The organism is Pseudomonas sp. BP8 (assembly GCF_017875955.1).
GTDB lineage: Bacteria > Pseudomonadota > Gammaproteobacteria > Pseudomonadales > Pseudomonadaceae > Aquipseudomonas.
Window position 1 is genome coordinate 4,130,804 of the sequence record NZ_JAGINK010000001.1, and the last position, 19,388, is coordinate 4,150,191.

The following is a 19,388-nucleotide window of genomic DNA, read 5'->3' on the forward strand; positions in this document are numbered from 1 at the left end:
CAATGAAGATTCTCACCTGTCCTCTGAACGGCCCGCGCAACATCAGCGAGTTCAGCTATGGCGGCGAGTTCAAGCCGATGCCGGACCCTGCCCAGTGCAGCGACGTCGAGTGGGCCGACTACGTATTCAACAGCGACAACCTTGCCGGGGTGGTCCTTGAGTGGTGGTTGCACAACGCCTCCAGCTACTGGTTCCTGGCCGAGCGTCACACCGTCAGTGACCAGGTGCTGCGCACCTTCGACCCCAAAGAGCTTTTTCATCGGCGCATCGACTTCGCCGCCACCACCCCTGCGGAGATCGCCGGATGAACAGCCCTACTCGCCTCCCTGCACCGATGGGCCTGCTGATCGACCGTGAGCGCCCTGTACGTTTCAGTTTCGACGGCCAGGATTATCAGGGCTTCAGCGGTGACAGCATCGCCAGCGCCTTGCTCGGCAACGGCCGCTGGCTGCTGTCGCGCTCGTTCAAGTACCACCGCCCACGCGGCCCGCTGAGCCTCGCCGGACAGGACGCCAACACCCTCGTGCAATTGCCCGACGAGCCCAACGTACTGGCCGACATGCACACCGTCAGTGACGGCCTGGTAGTCGCCGGGCAGAACTTCTCTGGCAGCCTGGACCACGACCGCGACGCCTATCTGGGCAAGTTCTCCCGGTTCATGCCGGTGGGTTTCTACTACCGCTCGTTCTACAAGCCCAAGGGCATGTGGAAGGTCTGGGAGCCGCTGATTCGCAAGAAGGCCGGGCTCGGCGTGCTCGACCTGGGCTTCCAGCCGCAGTACCACGACAAGGCCTATCTGTTCGTCGATATCGCCATCATCGGCGCAGGCCCGGCGGGCCTGCGCGCCGCACTGGACGCCGGCAATGCCGGGGCCAAGGTGCTGCTGATCGAGCAACAGCCGCTGCTCGGCGGCTCGCTCAATTACGCCCGCTTCGATATCGCCGGCAGCCGCGCCAGCGCCCTGCGCACTGAACTGCTCGCTGCGGTCGAGGGCCATCCGAACATCCAGGTCCTGCTTGAGGCGACCTGCAACGGCTGGTTCACCGACAACTACCTGCCGGTGATCCAGCACCGGCGGATGTACAAGGTCCGCGCCAGCCGCTGCGTGGTGGCCGCGGGCTCATTCGACCAGCCGGTAGTATTTCGCAACAACGACTTGCCCGGGGTGATGCTGACCAGCGCCGCGCAACGCCTGATGAAGCTCTACGCGGTCAAGCCCGGCCACCGCGCAGTGCTCCTCAGCGGCCATGACGACGGCTACCTGGCCGCGCTCGACCTGCAGGAGCAAGGGGTCGTCGTGGCCGCTGTGGTCGATCTGCGCGCAGCGCCGGCCGACCCTGCACTGGCCGCCGAGCTCAAGCGCCGGGGTATCCCCCTGCACTTGGGCAGCACGGTCTACGAGGCGCTGCACGAAGCCGGCATGCGCCACGTCAGCGGCGTCGACATCCGGCCGATCACCGGCCAGGGCAAGGTGGCCGCGCGCGGCACCACCCTGGCCTGCGACCTGCTGTGCATGTCGGCCGGCTACATGCCGGTGTACCAATTGCTGTGCCAGGCGGGCGGCAAGCTCGCCTATGAGCCGGCACGCGACGAATTCGCCATCAGCAACCTGCCCGCCGGGCTGGGTATCGCCGGTTCGGTGAACGGCCGCCACGTGCTGGCCAACGTCCTCGCCGACGCCAGCCGCGCGGCCGGCGAAGCCCTGGCCGGCCTTGGCCTGGCCGTGCCGCACGTGCCGCACTTGGTTGCCGAAGCCAAGGTCAACCATCCGTGGCCGATCTTCGCCCACCCCAAAGGCAAGGATTTCGTCGACTTCGACGAAGATTTGCAGGTGCGTGACATCGTCAACGCCACCCGCAGCGGCTACCGCGATGTGCAATTGGTCAAACGCTTTTCCACGGTCGGCATGGGCCCTTCCCAAGGCCGTCATTCGGCCTTGCCGACGGCGCGCCTGGTCGCCCATGCGACTGGCCGCAGCATCAGCGAGACCGGCGTCACCACCGCACGCCCGCCGTTCCAGGCAGAGAAACTCGCCCATGTCGCCGGCCGTGCCTTCGACCCCTACCGGCAGACGCCGATGCATCGCCGCCACGTGCAGGCCGGCGCCAAGATGATGCCGGCCGGCAGCTGGCAGCGCCCGGCCTATTACGGCAAGCCCGAAGAGCGTGAACGCTGCATGCAGGAAGAAGCACGGCATGTGCGCGAGCAGGTCGGCCTGATCGATGTGTCTACCCTCGGTGGCCTGGATGTGCGCGGCCCGGATGCCGCCGAACTGCTCGAACGGCTGTACACCTTCGGCTTCGCCAAGCTGGCGGTCGGTCGCACGCGCTACGCGCTGATGACCAACGAGCACGGCGTGGTGATCGATGACGGCGTCTGCGCACGCCTCGGCGAATGGCACTTCTATGTCAGCGCCACGACCAGCGGCGTTGATCGGATCTACCAGCAGATGCTCAAGTGGAATGCCCAGTGGCGCCTGGACGTCGACATCACCAACGTCACCGCAGCGCTGGCCGCAGTCAACCTGGCCGGACCCTTGTCACGCCAGGTGCTGGCCAGGGTCTGCGAGGATGTCGACCTGAGCGCCGAGGCCTTCCCCTACCTCGGCGTGCGCCAGGGCACGGTGGCCGGGATCCCCGCGCGGATTCTACGGGTCGGGTTTGTCGGTGAGCTGGGGTATGAGATCCACGTGCCCGCGCGTCATGCCGAACGCCTTTGGGATGTGCTGATGGCGGCCGGCGCGCCGCTGGGTATTCGCCCTTTTGGCGTTGAAACCCAACGCTTGCTGCGCCTGGAGAAGGGCCACGTGATCATCAGCCAGGACACCGATGGCATGACCCATCCGGCCGAGATCGACATGCAATGGGCACTTGGCCGCAAGAAACCGTTTTTCGTCGGCCAGCGCTCGATCCGCATCCTCGAAGCGCAGCCGCTCAAGCGCAAGCTGGTCGGCTTCACCCTGCCCCAGGGCAGCCGTCAGCCGCTGGAAGGCCACCTGGTGCTGGACGGCGCGGACATCAGCGGCAACGTCACCTCCTGCGAGTATTCGCAGACCCTTGGCCGGATCATCGGCCTGGCTTACGCCGGCGCCCATCAGGCGAGCCTGGGCATGCAGATTCCGATTCGCGTCGAGGGCGGTGAGATCGTCCACGCCGAAGTAGTGTCGCTGCCCTTCTACGACCCACAATCCCAGCGCCAGGAGCTCTGAGCCATGACCAGCCTGAAAGCCGAACGTTATCTCGAACCGAGCCCGGCGCAGCTTCAGCCGTGCCTGTTGACCGACCTCAGCGAATTGCCGCGCGTGGGTTTCAGGGGGGCGGACAGCGCCGAGTACCTGCGGGCGCTCGGTTATCGCTTGCCGGAGCACCCCAACCAGGCGGTGCGCCAGGCTGACGGCAGCTGGGTGGCGCGCCTGTCGCAGACCGAGTACCTGCTGTTGGCGGGAGGTGCCGAGGGCGGCGCGCGTATCGCCAGTGAGGAAGCGCGCTGGGTACAGAATGCTCAGCGCAACTATCTGCTGCCGCGCCAGGACAGCCATGCCTGGCTGCAGTTGTCGGGAAATGACTGCAGCGCGGTGATGGCCAAGTTGTGCGGGGTTGACCTGCGCGCGCAGGCGTTTGCGCTGGGTGCCGTTGCACAGACGTCGGCGGCGCGGATCAATGTGATTGTGGTCAACGTCGGTGATGAAGACCTGCCGGTGTTGTGGATCCTGTTTGACCGGGCTTCGCGGGAGTACTTCAACGCAGCGGTGCTGGATGCCATGGACGAGTTCGGCGGGCGGATGGTGGAGGTTGATGCGTTGCACCTGGCTTGAGCCCACCGGGGCCGCTCCCACAGGCCCCGCCGCTCTCGAAGCAGACATAGCACCTGTGGCAGCGGCCTTGTGTCGCGAAAGGACCGCTGCGCGGCCCCATGGCCGGAACACCCCACGCAATGGTCACTACAAACGCTCGCGCAAGAACTCCACAAACCCCTGCACCGGCCGCGCCACCTGGCGGTGCTGCGGGTACACCGCCGACAGCTGCAAGGCCGGTGGTGTGAACGCCTCCAGCAACGGCACCAGCCGACCCTCGGCCAACGCCTGCTCGACGATGAACGCCGGCAGGTAGGTCACCCCCATCCCGGCAATCGCCGCATCCCTGAGCAGCTCACCATTGTTGGCGCGCATGCGCCCACTGACGGCAATCGCCGTCCCCTTTGCCGGCCCGGTGAACTGCCATTGCACCTGCCGCGAATGACCATACGGCAGGCAGTCATGCCCGCGCAGGTCTTCCGGTGCCAGTGGTGTGCCGCGCGCCGCCAAATAGTCAGGGCTGGCGCAATACAGCCGCTCGACACTGGCAATGCGCCGCGCCACCAGGCTGGAATCCTCCAGCGAGCCAATCCGCAGCGCCAGGTCATAGCCCTCGCCGATCAGGTCCACGGCCCGATCACTCAAATCAATTTCGACAATGAGCTGCGGATGCAACTGGAGAAATTCGGTGAGCAGACAGCCCAGATGACTCATGGCAAACGACAGCGGCGCGCTCAGCCGCAAGGTGCCGCGCAACGAAGGCGTCTGCCCACTGATGTCCTGCTCGACCTGCTGCACCTCGCCGAGCAGGCGCAACGCTGATTCGTAGTACTGCTGCCCCAGCGGCGTGGCGTCCAGACGCCGGGTCGAGCGGTTGAGCAAGCGCACGCCGAGGCGCTCTTCGAGCTGCATCAGGCGGCGGCTGACGAACTGCTTGGACAGCCCCAGGCGCTCGGCCGCCGCCGTGAAGCTGCCAGCTTCCATAACCTGGGCAAAGATACGCATGTCTTCGTAGGGGTTCATTGTCGCGTTCCGGTTGACAGTCAAACGCCTTATACCGGCTTTTTCCCATCACGGCACCTGCTTAATCTACGCACATCTTGCAGCGATGGCCTCAAGGCCAGGCAAGCAGCCAACTCAACGCACTCGCAAAGAAAAGGATTCAGCATGAACATTGTCCGCCAGGCGCTCACCGCCAGCCTCCTCGCCGTATCCGTCAGCCAGGCCTTCGCCGCTGGCAGTGAAGGCGTCGAACAGCATACCCAGGCCTTCCTCGAGGCACTCGCGCAAGGCGGTGGCAAGCCGCTCGAGCAACTCAGCCCCAAGGATGCCCGCGCAGTGCTGACCGGCGCCCAGGCGTCGGTGAAGGTTGATCTTTCAGGTATCGAAGTCAGTCAACGGACGATCCAGGCCGATGGCCAACCTATCAAGCTGACCATCGTCCGCCCAGCCAAGACCAAGGGTGAGCTGCCGGTGTTCATGTACTTCCATGGCGGCGGCTGGGTGCTCGGCGACTACCCGACCCACCAGCGGCTGATCCGCGACCTGGTGGTCGGCTCCGGCGCTGTCGCGGTGTATGTCGACTACACGCCATCGCCCGAGGCCCACTACCCCACCGCGATCAACCAGGCTTACGCCGCCACCCGCTGGGTTGCCGAGCATGGCAAACAGATTCACGTCGATAGCAGCCGCCTGGCGGTAGCCGGTAACAGCGTCGGCGGCAACATGGCGGCGGTGGTCGCGCTGAAGGCCAAGGAGGCCGGCACACCGAAACTGCGCTTCCAGCTGCTGCTGTGGCCGGTGACCGATGCCAGCTTCGAGAGCGCATCGTACAAGCAGTTTGCCGAGGGGCACTTCCTTACCAGCGGCATGATGAAGTGGTTCTGGGACAGCTACACAACCGACACCGCCGCACGGGCGCAGATTTACGCCTCGCCACTGCGCGCCAGTAGCGAGCAGCTCAAGGGCCTGCCACCCGCACTGGTACAAACAGCCGAATTCGATGTGTTGCGCGATGAGGGTGAGGCCTATGCACGGCACCTGAATGCCGCCGGGGTGACCGTTACTGCGGTGCGTTACAACGGCATGATCCACGACTTCGGCCTGCTCAACCCGTTGCACCAGGTGCCCGCCGTTCAGGCTTCGCTGCGCCAGGCGGCAGGCGAACTGAAAGTCCACCTTCAATAACGTCAATCAATGATGCGGCAGGGCCACACGCCCTGCCCCGTCGAGGAGATCCGTCATGCTTACCGTACGCAATGCAAAAGACCGCGGCCTGGCCTTCCATGGTTGGCTGAAATCGTTCCACACCTTCTCCTTCGGCGGTTATCGCAACCCCGACGAGCAGGGTTTTTCTGACCTGCTGGTGATCAACGACGACCGGGTCATCCCCGGCAAGGGCTTCGGCCAGCATCCGCACCGCGACATGGAGATTTTCTCCTACGTGCTGGAAGGCGCGCTGGAACACAAAGACACGCTGGGCACCGGCTCGGTGATTCGCCCAGGTGACGTGCAACTGATGAGCGCCGGGCGCGGCGTCGCCCACAGCGAGTACAACCATAGCCAGCAGGACCCGGTGCACTTCCTGCAGATCTGGATCGTGCCCAACGTCAACGGCGCTGAGCCGCGCTACCAGCAGCGCCACTTCAGCCCTGAGGACAAGCGCGGTCGGCTGCGCCTGATCATCTCGCCGGATGGCGCCCAGGGGTCGTTGCAGGTGCGGCAGAACGCCAAGGTCTATGCCGGGCTGTTCGATGGCGAGGAATCAGCCACGCTGAATTTGCCGGATAACCGCCATGCCTATGTCCACGTGGCGCGCGGCAGTGTCGAGCTCAATGGGCAGGTGCTCGGTGAAGGTGACGGCGTGCGCTTGCGCCATGAGCAGGTGCTGAGCCTGGCCAATGGCAAGGATGCGGAGGTGCTGGTGTTTGACCTGCGGCCGCATGAGTTGCCTGGGATGCCGTGATTGGCAGTGTGCCGCGGTGGATGGCACCGGCGTTGCCGGTGTTTGCGGGGCAAGCCCGCTCCTACAGAATTGTGCAAACCCTGTAGGCGCGGGCTTGCCCCGCGAAGAGGCCATCAGCAACGCCTCAGGGCTCAAATCCTTCGACGATGATTACCTCAGCCTTCGCCACCCCTTGGCGATGGCTGCAGGCCTCCTGATACTCCGCCGAGCGGTAGCAGGCCAGCGCCTGCTCATAGGATTCGAACTCGATCACCACGCTGCGCTGCGGCGTCGGCCGTCCCTCCATCGCCTCACTGCGGCCGCCCCGGGCCAGGAAGCGCCCTCCGTAGAGCTTGAACGCCGCTGGCGCACGCTGGGTGTACTGCTGGTACTGCTCGGGGTCGGTCACATGAACATGGGCGATCCAGTAAGCCTTCATCAGCTGTTCTCCTGTTTTCGGGATTCTTGTGTATGATGGTATACCATAATAATCACCCGACCACAGCGAGCGTGCAGCATGCCTTTCAACAGCATCGAAGAACTTCTCGAGGACTACCGGCAAGGCAAGATGGTCCTGCTGGTGGACGACGAAGACCGCGAAAACGAAGGTGATCTGCTGATTGCCGCCGAACGCTGCGACGCCTCGGCGATCAATTTCATGGCCCGCGAAGCGCGCGGTCTGATCTGCCTGACGCTAACCGACGAGCACTGCCAGCGGCTTGGCCTGGAGCAGATGGTGCCAAGCAACGGCAGCGCGTTCAGCACTGCCTTTACCGTGTCCATCGAGGCTGCCACGGGCGTCACCACCGGTATTTCCGCCGCTGACCGGGCGCGCACCGTGGCAGCGGCGATGGCCGCCAACGCCCGCCCCGACGACCTGGTCCAGCCGGGCCACATCTTCCCCCTGCGCGCCCGCGAAGGCGGCGTGCTGACCCGCGCCGGCCACACCGAGGCCGGTTGCGACCTGGCTCGTCTGGCCGGTTTCAGCGCCGCCTCGGTGATCGTCGAGGTGCTCAATGACGACGGCACCATGGCCCGCCGGCCGGACCTGGAAGTATTCGCCGCCCAGCACGGCATCAAGATCGGCACCATCGCCGACCTGATCCACTACCGTCTGAGCACCGAGCAGACCATCAAGCGCATCGGCGAGCGCGAGTTGCCGACCGTGCACGGCACCTTCCGTCTGGTCACCTATGAAGACCGCATCGAAGGTGGCGTGCACATGGCCATGGTGATGGGCGATATCCGCCGCGAGCAGCCGACCTTGGTACGCGTGCATGTGATCGACCCGTTGCGCGACCTGGTCGGCGCCGAATACGCCGGGCCGGCCAACTGGACCCTGTGGGCCGCCCTGCAGCGGGTCGCCGAGGAAGGCGCAGGCGTGGTGGTGGTGCTGGCCAACCATGAGTCGTCGCAGGCCCTGCTCGAGCGCGTGCCGCACCTCACCCAGCCGCTGCGGCCGTACCAGCGTGGCCAGGTCAAGGTGTACTCCGAGGTCGGCACCGGCGCGCAGATTCTGCAGGACCTGGGCGTGGGCAAGCTGCGCCACCTGGGCCCGCCATTGAAGTACGCGGGGCTCGCTGGCTATGAGTTGGAAGTGGTGCAGAGCATTCCGTTCGAGCCTCCAGCGGCAAACTGATGGCAGGCGCTGACCACCGGTAGGTGGTCCCCTCTTGCCAAAAGTTTGGAATACCATAATATGATATCCCGTAGACCTTAATTTGCAGGCCGGCACCTACAATCACAACGGCCACACGACATTTTGCAAAAGCTGCTCCCCGAACACATGGCGGGTGACAGAACCCGCCTCGAATAACAAAAGCAACGAGGGCGTAACCATGCTGTTGAGCAAACGTGTAACCGCAGTGCTGTCCGCCAGCCTGCTGACCCTGGCATGTCAGGCTACCCAAGCCGCCGACAGCCTCAATTTCGTCAGCTGGGGTGGTACCACCCAGGACGCCCAGAAACAGGCGTGGGCCGAGCCTTTCTCGAAGCAGAGCAACATCAAGGTCGTGCAGGACGGCCCGACCGACTATGGCAAGCTCAAGGCCATGGTCGAGAGCGGTAACGTGCAGTGGGACGTGGTCGACGTCGAAGCCGACTTCGCCTTGCGCGCCGCCGCCGAAGGCCTGCTCGAACCACTCGACTTCAACACTATCAAGCGCGACCGGATCGACCCGCGCTTTGTCTCCGACCACGGCGTCGGTTCGTTCTTCTTCTCCTTTGTACTCGGCTACAACGAAGGCAAGCTCGGTGCCAACAAGCCGGTCGACTGGACGGCGCTGTTCGATACCAAGACCTTCCCCGGCAAGCGCGCCTTGTACAAATGGCCAAGCCCAGGTGTGCTTGAACTGGCCCTGCTGGCCGACGGCGTGCCCGCCGACAAGCTCTACCCGCTGGACCTCGACCGCGCCTTCAAGAAGCTCGACACGATCAAGCAGAACATCGTCTGGTGGGGCGGCGGCGCCCAGTCGCAGCAACTGCTGGCGTCTGGCGAAGCATCCCTGGGGCAGTTCTGGAACGGCCGGATCTATGCGCTGCAGCAAGACGGTGCACCGGTGGGCGTGAGCTGGAAGCAGAACCTGGTCATGGCCGACTTCCTGGTCATTCCCAAAGGCGCCAAGAACAAGGACGCGGCAATGAAGTTCCTGGCCAATGCCGCCAGTGCCCAAGGCCAGGCCGAGTTCGCCAACCTCACCGCCTACGCCCCGGTCAACCTCGACAGCGTCAGCCTGCTCAAGCCTGAGCTCGCGCCCAACCTGCCGACCGCCTACGCGCAAGATCAGGTGACGCTGGACTTCGCCTACTGGGCGAAAAACGGCCAGGCCATCGCTGCCCGCTGGAATGAGTGGCTGGTCAAATGAAAGTCGCCATCAACGCCCTGCAAAACGCGCAAGGTGCCCCCAGTGGCACCGGCGCACCAAGAGCGGCCATGCCACCGCCGAGCTTGAGCCAACGCTGGCGCGGCAGCCGCAATCTGCTGCCGGCCCTGCTGTTCCTCGGCCTGTTCTTCTTTGCGCCGCTGATCAGCCTGTTGCTGCGCGGTGTGCTCGAGCCGGTGCCGGGGCTGGGCAACTACGAACAACTGTTCGCCAACTCGGCCTATGCGCGGGTGCTGTTCAACACCTTCTCGGTGGCCGGCCTGGTGACCCTGATCAGCGTGCTGCTGGGCTTCCCGCTGGCCTGGGCGATCACCTTGGTGCCCAAGGGCTGGGGCCGCTGGTTGCTGAACATCGTGCTGCTGTCGATGTGGACCAGCCTGCTCGCCCGGACCTACTCGTGGCTGGTGCTGCTGCAAGCCTCGGGCGTGATCAACAAGGCGTTGATGGCCATGGGCATCATCGATGCGCCGCTGGAGATGGTGCATAACCTCACCGGTGTGGTGATCGGCATGAGCTACATCATGATCCCGTTCATCGTCCTGCCGTTGCAGGCAACCATGCACGCCATCGACCCGATGGTGCTGCAGGCCGGCTCGATCTGTGGTGCCAGCCCGTGGACCAACTTCTGGAAGGTGTTTCTGCCGCTGTGCCGCTCGGGGCTGTTCTCCGGGGCCTTGATGGTGTTCGTCATGTCGCTCGGCTACTACGTCACCCCGGCCCTGCTCGGCGGTGCGCAGAACATGATGCTGCCCGAATTCATCGTCCAGCAGGTGCAGTCGTTCCTCAATTGGGGCCTGGCCAGCGCCGCCGCCGCATTGCTGGTGCTGATCACCCTGGTGCTCTTCTACTTGTACCTGAAGCTGCAACCGGAATCCCCGGTCGGCAACGCGAGGTAAGCCGCCATGCTCCTGACGCCTAATGCCATGGGCCGCCCGCTGCGGGTTGGCCTGTACCTGACCACCGGGGCCATCGCAGCCTTCCTGCTGCTGCCGATCCTGTTCATCGTTCTGCTGTCATTCGGCTCTTCGCAGTGGCTGGTGTTTCCACCGCCAGGCTGGACCTTCAAGTGGTACGGGCAGTTCTTCTCCAACCCGGAGTGGATGGACGCTGCCCTGGCCAGCCTGAAGGTCGCTGTGCTGACCACCCTCTGTGCCGTGGCGCTGGGCCTGCCAACCGCGTTTGCCCTGGTGCGCGGGCGCTTCCCGGGCCGGGAGATGCTCTACGGCCTGTTCACCCTGCCGATGATCGTGCCGCTGGTGATCATCGCCGTGGCGGTCTACGCGTTGTTTCTCAAGCTCGGCTATACCGGCACGCTGTTCGCCTTCGTGGTCAGCCACGTGATCGTCGCGCTGCCGTTCACCATCATCTCGATCATCAACTCGCTGAAGCTGTTCGACCAGTCGATCGAGGATGCCGCGGTGATCTGCGGTGCGTCGCGGCTGCAGGCGATCTTCAAGGTGACCTTCCCGGCGATTCGCCCAGGCATGATCGCCGGCGGCCTGTTCGCCTTCCTGGTCTCGTGGGACGAGGTGGTGCTCAGCGTAATGATGGCCAGCCCCAACCTGCAAACCCTGCCAGTGAAGATGTGGACCACCCTGCGCCAGGACCTGACCCCGGTGATCGCCGTCGCTTCGACGCTGCTGATCGGCCTGTCGGTGCTCGTCATGCTCATCGCCGCCGCCCTGCGCCGGCGCAACCCAGTCAGCGCCTGAGCGCCCGGAGACAACAACCATGAGTGCAGTGATGAAAGACAACGCGCCCAACAAGACCCTGGTCAGCCTGCGCAACCTCAACAAGCACTACGGTGACTTCGCCGCGGTCGACAATATCAACCTGGAGATCGAGGACGGCGAGTTCCTCACCTTCCTTGGTTCCAGCGGTTCGGGCAAGTCCACCACCTTGTCGATGCTGGCCGGCTTCGAGACCCCCAGCAGCGGTGAGATTCTGGTCGACGAGCAGTCGCTGGTGCACGTGCCACCGCACAAGCGTGACATCGGCATGGTGTTCCAGCGCTACTCGCTGTTCCCGCACTTGTCAGTGCGCGACAACATTGCCTTCCCGCTGGCCATTCGCAAGCTCAGCAGCGCCGAAATCGCCAAGCGGGTCGACGCGATGCTCAAGCTGGTCCAACTCGAGCAGTTTGCCCATCGCCGCCCGGCGCAGCTGTCAGGCGGCCAGCAACAGCGCGTGGCAATTGCCCGGGCGCTGGTCTACGAGCCGCGCATCCTGCTGATGGACGAACCGCTGGGGGCGCTGGACAAGAAACTGCGCGAAGACCTGCAGGACGAACTGCGTCAGTTGCACCGCCGCCTGGGCATCACCATCGTCTACGTGACCCACGACCAGGAAGAAGCCATGCGCCTGTCGCAGCGCATTGCGATCTTCAGCCACGGCAAGATCGTCGGCCTGGGCAGCGGTTACGACCTTTACCAGAACCCACCGAATGCCTTTGTCGCTTCGTTCCTGGGCAACTCCAACTTCCTTCAGATCAAGGCCAGCAGCAATGGGGCCGGAAGCTTCGAGGGGCAGTCGCTGGCGATTCGCCTGACGCCTGGGCTGGTGGCCGAGCAGGATGCGTTGATCATGGTGCGTCCGGAGAAGGCCCTGGCGCTGAGCGCCGAACAGGCGGCGCGCGAGCCGCTGCCGGCGGGCTGGAACGAAGTCAGTGCCAAGGTCACCGAAGTGCTGTTCCTCGGTGAGAGCCAGACCTGCCATGTGGTCACTGCGGGCGGGACGGAAATGACCGTCAAGGCGCTGTCCGCCGCGGGGATGCCGATGCAACCTGGGGAGACCGTGAAGGTACGCTGGGCAGTAGCGGATGCCTGTATCTATACCGAGTGGGCCGAGAGTGACCTGAGCAAGGCGGCTGGGGCTCACTGAGGCCATAGCGGCCTCTTCGCGGGGCAAGCCCGCTCTTACAGGTTCACCGCTCCCCCTGTAGGAGCGGGCTTGCCCGGCGAAAGCGTTCAACCAGGCAACTGATAACGTTCGGCAAAATACTCCCTGAAAAACTCCACCGCCACCCGCACCTTGGCCGACCCGGCCAGGGGCGCGGTGTACACCGCCCAGATATCCGCTGGTTGCTGATATTCCTCCAGCACCTGTAGCAAACGCCCGTCGGCAATGCTGTCCTGCACATCCCACCACGAACGCAGCAAGACCCCGCGCCCATCCAGACACCACTGGTGCACCACCTCGCCATGGTTGCTCGACAACGAGCCGGTCACGCGCACGCTTTCCTCGCCATCCGGCCCCTGCAGATGCCACAGACCAAAGGGATGATCGCGCTCCTTGATCGCCAGGCAGTCATGGCTGGCGAGATCCGCCAGGCTCTTGGGCGCCCCCCGTCGCTGCAGGTAGGCCGGGGCAGCGCACAGCACCCGCCGATTGCGCGCCAGCCGCTTGGCGATCAGGTGCGGGGCGATGACATTGCCCACCCGGATATCCAGGTCGACACCCTCGGCGACCAGGTCGAACAGGCGGTCGTGCACGTCCAGGCGGATGTCCAATTGCGGATAGCGCGCCGCCAGCTCCGACAGCGCCGGCGCGACGAAGCGTCGGCCCAGGCCCAGGCTGCTGGCGATCCGCAGCTGGCCGGCCGGCTCGCGCTGGCCGGCACTGAGGTCGTCCCCCATACGCTGCAAGGCCTCGAAAATCTGCAGTGCCCATTGATAGACCCGCTCGCCCTCCTCGCTCACCGACACCCGCCGCGTGGTGCGGTGCAGCAGGCGCACGCCCAGGTTCGCTTCAAGCATGCGAATGCGTTTGCTGACAAATGCAGCAGACATGCCACGCTCTTCGGCAACTGCGGCAAAGCTGGCGCGGCGGGCGACCTGCAGGAAGATGTCAAGGTCGTCAAGGTTGGGCAGATTATTCACGATTCGTGCACTTAGAATAAATAGTCAGGCAGATTATCTCCGCTTCAAGTCCTTATAGCATGGCCAGCATCTGTTCCCAAGCCATGAGGTGCGCACCATGACCACGCCATTCAGAATCGCCGCCATCCCCGGCGACGGCATCGGCACTGAAGTCCTCCCTGAAGGTATGCGTGTGCTCGAGGCCGCCGCGCGCAAGCACGGTCTGGCGATCGAGTTCGAGTTCTTCGAATGGGCCAGCTGCGACTATTACCTGGCCCACGGCAAGATGATGCCGGACGACTGGTTCGACCAGCTCAAGGGCTTCGATGCGCTGTTCTTCGGTGCGGTCGGCTGGCCAGACAAGGTTCCCGACCACGTCTCCCTGTGGGGTTCGCTGCTCAAGTTCCGCCGCGACTTCGACCAGTACGTCAACATCCGCCCGGTGCGGCTGTTCCCCGGTGTGCCCTGCCCGTTGGCCAACAAAAAGCCGGGCGATATCGACTTCGTGGTCATCCGCGAAAACACCGAGGGCGAGTATTCGTCATTGGGCGGGCGCATGTTCGAGGGCACCGACAACGAGTTTGTCCTGCAGGAGTCGGTATTCACCCGGCGCGGCGTTGACCGCATCCTCAAGTACGCTTTCGAAGTGGCGCAGACCCGCGAGCGCAAGCACGTGACGTCAGCGACCAAGTCCAACGGCATGGCCGTGAGCATGCCCTACTGGGACGAGCGCACTGCCGCCATGGCCGCTAACTACCCGGAGATCAGCTGGGACAAACAGCACATCGATATCCTCTGCGCGCGCTTCGTGCTGCAGCCGGAGCGCTTTGACGTGGTGGTGGCGTCCAACCTGTTCGGCGATATCCTCTCTGACCTGGGGCCAGCGTGTGCGGGGACCATTGGTATCGCGCCGTCGGCCAACCTTGATCCGCTGCGCCGGTTCCCGTCGTTGTTCGAGCCGGTGCATGGCTCAGCGCCGGACATCTTCGGGCAGAACATCGCCAACCCGATAGCGATGATCTGGTCGGGAGCGATGATGCTCGAATTCCTGGGCCAGGGGCGTGAGGATGCGCGTTATCAAGCGGCGCATGATGACATCTTGCGGGCTATCGAGACGGTGATCGCCCGTGGCGAGACGACGCGCGATCTTGGGGGGAGCCGGTCGACCCAGGAGGTGGGCAAGGCGATTGCGGCGTTGCTGGAGGGCTGAGACGCAGATAGCGGGTGGCAATGCCGGCCTCTTCGCGGGGCAAGCCCGCTCCTACAGGGTTAGCGCCGTACACGAATTCCGCAGGAGCGGGCTTGCCCCGCGAAGAGGCCGGCATTGCCACGCCCTCAAACTTTCTGCCCAAGCGTGCGCCGCACCTTGTCCAGCAACTCGCCAATCTGGAACGGCTTGATCAGCATGTCCATGCCACTGCCGAGAAACGCCTGGCGATCCAGCGCGGTCTCGGCATAACCGGTCATGAACAGCACCGGCAAACCCGGCCGGTAGATCCGGGCCATGTCAGCCAGCTCACGGCCACTGATCCCGGGTAAACCGACGTCAGTCAGCAACAGTTCAATCCCGCCATCTTCACGCAAATGGTCCAGCGCCTGCTCGATGGTCTCGGCCAGGGTGCAACGGTAGCCCGCGTCGGCCAACGCCTCGGCCACCGACAGGCGTACCGAGGCCATGTCCTCGACTACCAGCACATGCTCGCCCGCGCCCTTCTGTTCCAACTGCGGGGTACGCAGCTCGTTGGTTGCCGCGCGGGTACTGGCCGGCAACATCAGGGTGACTGCGGTGCCCTGCCCCGGCACGCTGTTGAGCGCCACATGGCCGCCCGACTGACGGGCAAAGCCATAGATGGTCGACAAGCCCAGGCCCGTGCCCTGGCCTACCGGCTTGGTGGTGAAGAACGGATCGAAGACCTTCTCCAGCAATTCGGGCGGGATGCCGCAGCCGTCATCACGTACCGTCACCGCCACATAAGGGCCGTTCTGCAGATTGGGGTCGCCGTACGACCAGGTCGCTGCGGTGTTGACCCAGATATGCCCGCCCTTGGCCAATGCGTCGCGGGCATTGATCACCAGGTTGAGCACCGCGCTTTCCAGCTGGATCGGGTCAACCATGGCCACCGCAGGCCGGCTCGAGAGCTGCAGTTTGAGGGCGATCCGCTCACCGATGGTGCGGGTGATCAGGTCTTCCAGCGAGCGCACTCGCTCATTGATGTCCACCGGGCAGGTATCCAGCGGCTGCTGGCGGGCAAACGCCAACAAGCGGTGGGTCAGCGAGGCCGCGCTCATGGCCGAACTCAACGCCGCGTCGGCGTAGCTGGTAACTTTTTCCAGGCGGTTTTCCGCGACCCGCTTACGGATCAGCTCCAGGCTGGTGATGATCCCGGTCAGCAGGTTGTTGAAGTCATGGGCAATGCCGCCAGTGAGGCTGCCGAGGGCATCCATCTTCTGCAGTTGCAACAGTTGCGCCTCGGTGCTCGCACGCTGGGCAACTTCGCGGGCCAGCTGGCTGGTGGCATCGTCCAGACGTGCCAGGTGCGAGCGTTCCCGGTGGCGATGCTCGGTGACGTCCTCGACGAACACCAGGCACAGCCCTGGAGCCCGATAGGGCGAAAGCTGCCATTCGGTATCGCGTGGCTGGCCTTGCACGGTCATGGCCAAGGTACCGCGCCAGCGCTCGCCGTCGGCCAGGTGCTGGCGTAATCCGGCCAGGGCCGGCAGTTGGCCTTCGGCAAAGCATTCGAGCAACGCCTCAGGGTCACGGTTGTCCTGGATCAGCTGGGCGAAGGCCTGGTTGCATTCATGCACCTTGAGCTGTGCATCGAGCACCGCGATCGGCGCCGACACATTGCTGAAGATCTCGCGAAAACGCGCCTCGCTTTCACGCAACTCGCGCTCGGTGTCGCGCACCCGGAGCAAAGTGCGCAGGGTCGCCAGGAGCACGTCGGGGTCGATCGGATGCACCAGGTAGGCATCCGCGCCAGCATCCAGCCCGGTAATGATGTCGCCGGTCTGGATCGATGCCGCGGACACATGGATCACCGGCAACAGTGCCGTCGCAGGGTCGGCGCGCAGCAGGCGGACGATATCGAAGCCGCTCATGTCCGGCAGGTTGACGTCGAGGATCAACGCATCGATCTGCTCGTCGCGGATCATTGCCAGGCCGTCGCCGCCGGTACCGGCTTCCAGCACCTGATAATCGTGCAGCGCCAGGCGCCGGCGCAGTGCGTAACGCGTGGCCGCGTTGTCATCGACGATCAGCACGCGGATGTCAGGGTTCATCAGCGTTCTCCTGCGCGATGGCCAGCGGAATGATGACAAAGAACGACGAGCCAACCCCTGGCACGCTGTCGACGCCGACCTCCCCGCCCAGCAGGGCGGCAAAGCGCTTGCACAGCGACAACCCCAGGCCGGTGCCACGCAAGCGCTTCTGCAGTGGCGAATCGACCTGGGCAAAATCCTCGAACAGCGCCCCGAGCAGCTCGGGCGCGATACCGATGCCGGTATCGGTGACGGCAAAGCGGATCTGCGCACTACCGAGTAGTTGCGCCGAGACCCGCACCTCGCCGCGCAGGGTGAACTTCAACGCATTGGAGATGAAGTTGCGCAAGATCTGCATCAGCTTCTTGTCGTCGGTGTAGAGCTGCGGCAGGCCATGTGGTTCTTCGAAGATCAGGTCAACGGCACCGGTGTCGACGATTGGCCGGAACATCCCGCGCAAGGCGGAAAACAGGTCGAGCATATCGAACCAGGCCGGGGAAATGGTGATGCGCCCGGCTTCGATCTTGGCCAGGTCGAGCAAGTCATCGACCATGTCGCTGAGCTCGCGGGTGGCGGTACTGACGAATGCCACTTGCAGTTGCTGCTCCTTGCTCAGCGGCCCGTCGACCTCATCGGCGAGCAGGCTGGTAATACTCAGGATCGAGCCTAGCGGCGTGCGGAATTCATGACTCATGTACGACAGGAAGCGGCTCTTGAGGTCCGAGGCCTGGCGCAACTGCTCGGCCTGGATGTCCAGCTCGGCGTACAACGCCAGCACGCCCTGGTTGGTCTCTTCGAGCTCGCCGCGCAGGGACTGGTTTTCTGCCTGCAGCCGCGTGATGAGCGCGGCCTGCTCGGCGGCACTGCTTGGCATTGGCTCAGGCATGCACGCTCTCCAGGTCGATGACCAGTACCGTCACATCGTCACGACCGCGACAGAAATCGCGGTGCAGTAGCGTGGCGATCACGGCCGGGTGGCGCAAGGCCAGCCCGGGGTAGGCTTGAAGGTTCCAACGCGATTGCAGGCCGTCGCTGAACATGATCAACAGATTTCCCTTGAGGTGAGCGTAGTCGAACACCTGGCCCTTGCGGTATTGCCCGCCGACGATGCCCGGATGCGAGGCCAGGCCGCGCGGCCGCTCGCCGCCGATCAGGGTGGCGCCTATGTTACCGATGCCGATAAACGCCAGACGGTCGCTGTGAGCATCGTACTGGGCAATGGCTGCTGCCCCGCCTCGGGTACCGGACATGGCGTGGTGCAGCTCGCCAAGCAGGCCCGCTGGCTCGCTGAAGGGCGTGCGGGCGAACTCCAGCTCACCTGCCTTGGCGGCGCGATCGGCCTCCACGCCATGGCCCAGGCCATCGATCACCAGCGCGCTCAGCCGTTGCTCCGCGAGCGCTACGTACCAGGTATCGCCACAGGCCGGGTCATCGTGCAGTGAGTGCTGGCTGACGCCGATGCGCAGGTCTGCGCCAGCAGCGTCCTGGCGCCAGAGCCGGGCCAGCACCACCGCGCCGCGTTCGTCGGCATACACGTCAAACACCTGCGCCAGCCGGCTGACCGCGCCCAGGCCGATACCCTGGGTACCTCCGGTCGAAAAGCCATCAGCGAGACACGCGTGCAGGTCGAACCCCGGACCGCGATCGACCGTGAGCAGCTCGATAGCGTGGCCCGCGCCGTGCGGCCAGACCCGCAGGTGCAGTTCGCCGCGCTTGGCGTGCTTGAGGACGTTGCTGGCCAGTTCGGTGGCGACGATGGCGGCACGGCCGGCGTCTGCGGGGTTGAAACCGTGAGTTTCGGCCAGTTTTTGCACGAGCCGGCGGGCATAGCCGACCTGGCTGATATCATCGAGCGCCAACACCTGGGTCAGGCTCGCGGCAAGGTTCATGTCCATTTGGTGATCGTTACCCGAGTGCCTTGTCCGGGCGCGGTGTCCAGCTCGAATTCGTCTACCAGCCGCCGCGCACCGGTCAGGCCCAGGCCCAGGCCGCCGCCGGAAGTCCAGCCGTCAGTCAGCGCCTGCTTGATGTCGGCGATGCCAGGGCCCTGGTCGCGAAAGGTCAGGCGCAGGCCAACTCGCCCGAGTTCCTCGAGCACCGCCCAATCCATGTCGCCACCCCCGCCATATACCACGGTATTGCGCGCCAGCTCGCTGACGGCCGTGACCAGCTTGGTCAGGTCGACAAGGCGCATGCCGCAGTCGCTGGCGAGTTTGCGTGCGAGTTGGCGAGCCAGGACCACATCCTGCTCCAGGCACACTGCTTGGCTGCCACTGTCGCGAACGGTCATGGCCGGCCTACCCGTTGGCGTAGCAGGGTCATGCCGCGGTCGACGTTGAGCGCCGTGCTCACCCCCGGCAAGGTCAGGCCGAGCTCGACCAGGGTGATCGCCACCGCAGGCTGCATGCCGACCAGCACGGTCTGCGCATCCATGATCCGCGACAGCCCGGAAATGCTCGCGATCATCCGGCCGATGAAGGAGTCGACCATGTCCAGCGCCGAGATATCGATCAACACCCCGCGGGCACTGGTCTTGTCGATACGCTCGGTAAGGTCGTCCTGCAGGCGCAGGGCCAGTTGGTCATGCATGTCGACCTGGATCGTCACCAGGAGAAACTCGCCCATCTGCAGGATCGGGATACGCTCCATCC

General features: G+C 64.6%; 19 protein-coding genes. 11 read left to right on the top strand and 8 right to left on the bottom strand.

The features are described 5' to 3' along the window. Positions 1-2 precede the first annotated feature (2 nt). The 3 genes from J3B00_RS17990 to J3B00_RS18000 are packed head-to-tail and all read left to right on the top strand — an operon-like array spanning position 3 to position 3,814. A complete protein-coding gene (locus tag J3B00_RS17990) occupies positions 3-308 on the top strand; it encodes a sarcosine oxidase subunit delta (protein WP_209869618.1) in 306 nt (101 codons plus the stop codon). Continuing rightward, on the top strand, positions 305-3,208 hold the full coding sequence (locus J3B00_RS17995; protein WP_209869623.1) for a 2Fe-2S iron-sulfur cluster-binding protein: 2,904 nt from the start codon (positions 305-307) through the stop codon (positions 3,206-3,208). The genes J3B00_RS17990 and J3B00_RS17995 overlap by 4 nt, the downstream gene beginning before the upstream one ends. 3 nt (positions 3,209-3,211) lie before the next feature. Then, on the top strand, positions 3,212-3,814 hold the full coding sequence (locus J3B00_RS18000) for a sarcosine oxidase (RefSeq protein ID WP_209869626.1): 603 nt from the start codon (positions 3,212-3,214) through the stop codon (positions 3,812-3,814). A 126-nt stretch (positions 3,815-3,940) separates the two neighbouring features. On the opposite strand, the gene J3B00_RS18005 is transcribed toward J3B00_RS18000, so the two are convergent. Beyond that, the gene (locus J3B00_RS18005) at positions 3,941-4,816 is read right to left on the bottom strand and encodes a LysR family transcriptional regulator (protein ID WP_209869628.1); all 876 of its coding nucleotides are present in this window, start codon (positions 4,814-4,816) and stop codon (positions 3,941-3,943) included. 144 nt (positions 4,817-4,960) lie between these two features. On the opposite strand from J3B00_RS18005, the gene J3B00_RS18010 reads away from it, so the two are divergent. Beyond that, positions 4,961-5,980 (top strand): alpha/beta hydrolase, encoded by a 1,020-nt coding sequence (locus J3B00_RS18010; protein WP_209869632.1) that lies wholly within the window; start codon positions 4,961-4,963, stop codon positions 5,978-5,980. 55 nt (positions 5,981-6,035) lie between these two features. Beyond that, on the top strand, positions 6,036-6,758 hold the full coding sequence (locus J3B00_RS18015) for a pirin family protein (RefSeq protein ID WP_209869635.1): 723 nt from the start codon (positions 6,036-6,038) through the stop codon (positions 6,756-6,758). Between the two features lie 124 nt (positions 6,759-6,882). On the opposite strand, the gene J3B00_RS18020 is transcribed toward J3B00_RS18015, so the two are convergent. Further along, positions 6,883-7,176: a DUF1330 domain-containing protein gene (locus J3B00_RS18020; RefSeq protein ID WP_209869638.1), complete on the bottom strand. Its 294-nt coding sequence runs from the start codon at positions 7,174-7,176 to the stop codon at positions 6,883-6,885. 78 nt (positions 7,177-7,254) lie between these two features. Here J3B00_RS18020 and ribBA point away from each other — a divergent pair, with 78 nt between their 5' ends. The 5 genes from ribBA to J3B00_RS18045 all read left to right on the top strand — a co-directional run bounded on the left by ribBA (position 7,255) and on the right by J3B00_RS18045 (position 12,499). Then, complete coding sequence (gene ribBA / locus J3B00_RS18025; protein ID WP_209869641.1) at positions 7,255-8,376, top strand: bifunctional 3,4-dihydroxy-2-butanone-4-phosphate synthase/GTP cyclohydrolase II; 1,122 nt, start codon at positions 7,255-7,257, stop codon at positions 8,374-8,376. A gap of 199 nt (positions 8,377-8,575) precedes the next feature. Next, positions 8,576-9,601 (top strand): ABC transporter substrate-binding protein, encoded by a 1,026-nt coding sequence (locus J3B00_RS18030; RefSeq protein ID WP_209869645.1) that lies wholly within the window; start codon positions 8,576-8,578, stop codon positions 9,599-9,601. Further along, positions 9,598-10,515, top strand: a complete 918-nt coding sequence (locus J3B00_RS18035; protein ID WP_209869648.1) for an ABC transporter permease — start codon at positions 9,598-9,600, stop codon at positions 10,513-10,515. Before J3B00_RS18030 ends, J3B00_RS18035 begins: the two co-directional genes overlap by 4 nt. Positions 10,516-10,521: 6 nt before the next feature. Further along, positions 10,522-11,331, top strand: coding sequence for an ABC transporter permease (locus J3B00_RS18040; RefSeq protein WP_209869652.1), 810 nt, complete (start codon positions 10,522-10,524; stop codon positions 11,329-11,331). A gap of 19 nt (positions 11,332-11,350) precedes the next feature. Beyond that, positions 11,351-12,499 (top strand): ABC transporter ATP-binding protein, encoded by a 1,149-nt coding sequence (locus J3B00_RS18045; RefSeq protein WP_209869656.1) that lies wholly within the window; start codon positions 11,351-11,353, stop codon positions 12,497-12,499. 86 nt (positions 12,500-12,585) lie between these two features. Here the strand turns inward: J3B00_RS18045 and J3B00_RS18050 are convergent, their stop codons facing one another. Beyond that, positions 12,586-13,497, bottom strand: a complete 912-nt coding sequence (locus J3B00_RS18050; protein ID WP_209869659.1) for a LysR substrate-binding domain-containing protein — start codon at positions 13,495-13,497, stop codon at positions 12,586-12,588. Positions 13,498-13,594: 97 nt separating this feature from the next. Between J3B00_RS18050 and J3B00_RS18055 the strand changes: the two genes are divergently transcribed. Continuing rightward, positions 13,595-14,686, top strand: coding sequence for a tartrate dehydrogenase (locus tag J3B00_RS18055; RefSeq protein ID WP_209869663.1), 1,092 nt, complete (start codon positions 13,595-13,597; stop codon positions 14,684-14,686). A gap of 125 nt (positions 14,687-14,811) precedes the next feature. Here the strand turns inward: J3B00_RS18055 and J3B00_RS18060 are convergent, their stop codons facing one another. The 5 genes from J3B00_RS18060 to J3B00_RS18080 are packed head-to-tail and all read right to left on the bottom strand — an operon-like array spanning position 14,812 to position 19,386. Next, a complete protein-coding gene (locus J3B00_RS18060) occupies positions 14,812-16,758 on the bottom strand; it encodes a response regulator (RefSeq protein ID WP_209869666.1) in 1,947 nt (648 codons plus the stop codon). Beyond that, a complete protein-coding gene (locus J3B00_RS18065) occupies positions 16,748-17,623 on the bottom strand; it encodes an ATP-binding protein (RefSeq protein ID WP_209869670.1) in 876 nt (291 codons plus the stop codon). Before J3B00_RS18065 ends, J3B00_RS18060 begins: the two co-directional genes overlap by 11 nt. Then, positions 17,616-18,632 carry an ATP-binding protein gene (locus J3B00_RS18070; RefSeq protein WP_245362583.1) on the bottom strand — a complete coding sequence of 339 codons (1,017 nt, stop codon included), beginning with the start codon at positions 18,630-18,632 and terminating at the stop codon, positions 17,616-17,618. The genes J3B00_RS18065 and J3B00_RS18070 overlap by 8 nt, the downstream gene beginning before the upstream one ends. Further along, the gene (locus J3B00_RS18075) at positions 18,623-19,027 is read right to left on the bottom strand and encodes an anti-sigma regulatory factor (protein WP_209869673.1); all 405 of its coding nucleotides are present in this window, start codon (positions 19,025-19,027) and stop codon (positions 18,623-18,625) included. Before J3B00_RS18075 ends, J3B00_RS18070 begins: the two co-directional genes overlap by 10 nt. Beyond that, positions 19,024-19,386 (bottom strand): STAS domain-containing protein, encoded by a 363-nt coding sequence (locus tag J3B00_RS18080; protein ID WP_209869677.1) that lies wholly within the window; start codon positions 19,384-19,386, stop codon positions 19,024-19,026. Before J3B00_RS18080 ends, J3B00_RS18075 begins: the two co-directional genes overlap by 4 nt. Between the last annotated feature and the right edge of the window lie 2 nt (positions 19,387-19,388).

Bases quoted from the DNA above. Each gene is read 5' to 3' on its own strand.
- J3B00_RS18035 (WP_209869648.1), top strand. From the start codon at position 9,598: ATGAAAGTCGCCATCAACGCCCTGCAAAACGCGCAAGGTGCCCCCAGT.
- J3B00_RS18005 (WP_209869628.1), bottom strand. From the start codon at position 4,816: ATGAACCCCTACGAAGACATGCGTATCTTTGCCCAGGTTATGGAAGCT.
- J3B00_RS18015 (WP_209869635.1), top strand. From the start codon at position 6,036: ATGCTTACCGTACGCAATGCAAAAGACCGCGGCCTGGCCTTCCATGGT.
- J3B00_RS18080 (WP_209869677.1), bottom strand. From the start codon at position 19,386: ATGGAGCGTATCCCGATCCTGCAGATGGGCGAGTTTCTCCTGGTGACG.
- J3B00_RS17990 (WP_209869618.1), top strand. From the start codon at position 3: ATGAAGATTCTCACCTGTCCTCTGAACGGCCCGCGCAACATCAGCGAG.
- J3B00_RS18070 (WP_245362583.1), bottom strand. From the start codon at position 18,632: ATGGACATGAACCTTGCCGCGAGCCTGACCCAGGTGTTGGCGCTCGAT.
- J3B00_RS18020 (WP_209869638.1), bottom strand. From the start codon at position 7,176: ATGAAGGCTTACTGGATCGCCCATGTTCATGTGACCGACCCCGAGCAG.
- J3B00_RS18065 (WP_209869670.1), bottom strand. From the start codon at position 17,623: ATGCCTGAGCCAATGCCAAGCAGTGCCGCCGAGCAGGCCGCGCTCATC.
- J3B00_RS18055 (WP_209869663.1), top strand. From the start codon at position 13,595: ATGACCACGCCATTCAGAATCGCCGCCATCCCCGGCGACGGCATCGGC.
- J3B00_RS18040 (WP_209869652.1), top strand. From the start codon at position 10,522: ATGCTCCTGACGCCTAATGCCATGGGCCGCCCGCTGCGGGTTGGCCTG.
- J3B00_RS18060 (WP_209869666.1), bottom strand. From the start codon at position 16,758: ATGAACCCTGACATCCGCGTGCTGATCGTCGATGACAACGCGGCCACG.
- J3B00_RS18000 (WP_209869626.1), top strand. From the start codon at position 3,212: ATGACCAGCCTGAAAGCCGAACGTTATCTCGAACCGAGCCCGGCGCAG.
- J3B00_RS18030 (WP_209869645.1), top strand. From the start codon at position 8,576: ATGCTGTTGAGCAAACGTGTAACCGCAGTGCTGTCCGCCAGCCTGCTG.
- J3B00_RS17995 (WP_209869623.1), top strand. From the start codon at position 305: ATGAACAGCCCTACTCGCCTCCCTGCACCGATGGGCCTGCTGATCGAC.
- J3B00_RS18045 (WP_209869656.1), top strand. From the start codon at position 11,351: ATGAGTGCAGTGATGAAAGACAACGCGCCCAACAAGACCCTGGTCAGC.
- J3B00_RS18010 (WP_209869632.1), top strand. From the start codon at position 4,961: ATGAACATTGTCCGCCAGGCGCTCACCGCCAGCCTCCTCGCCGTATCC.
- ribBA (WP_209869641.1), top strand. From the start codon at position 7,255: ATGCCTTTCAACAGCATCGAAGAACTTCTCGAGGACTACCGGCAAGGC.
- J3B00_RS18075 (WP_209869673.1), bottom strand. From the start codon at position 19,027: ATGACCGTTCGCGACAGTGGCAGCCAAGCAGTGTGCCTGGAGCAGGAT.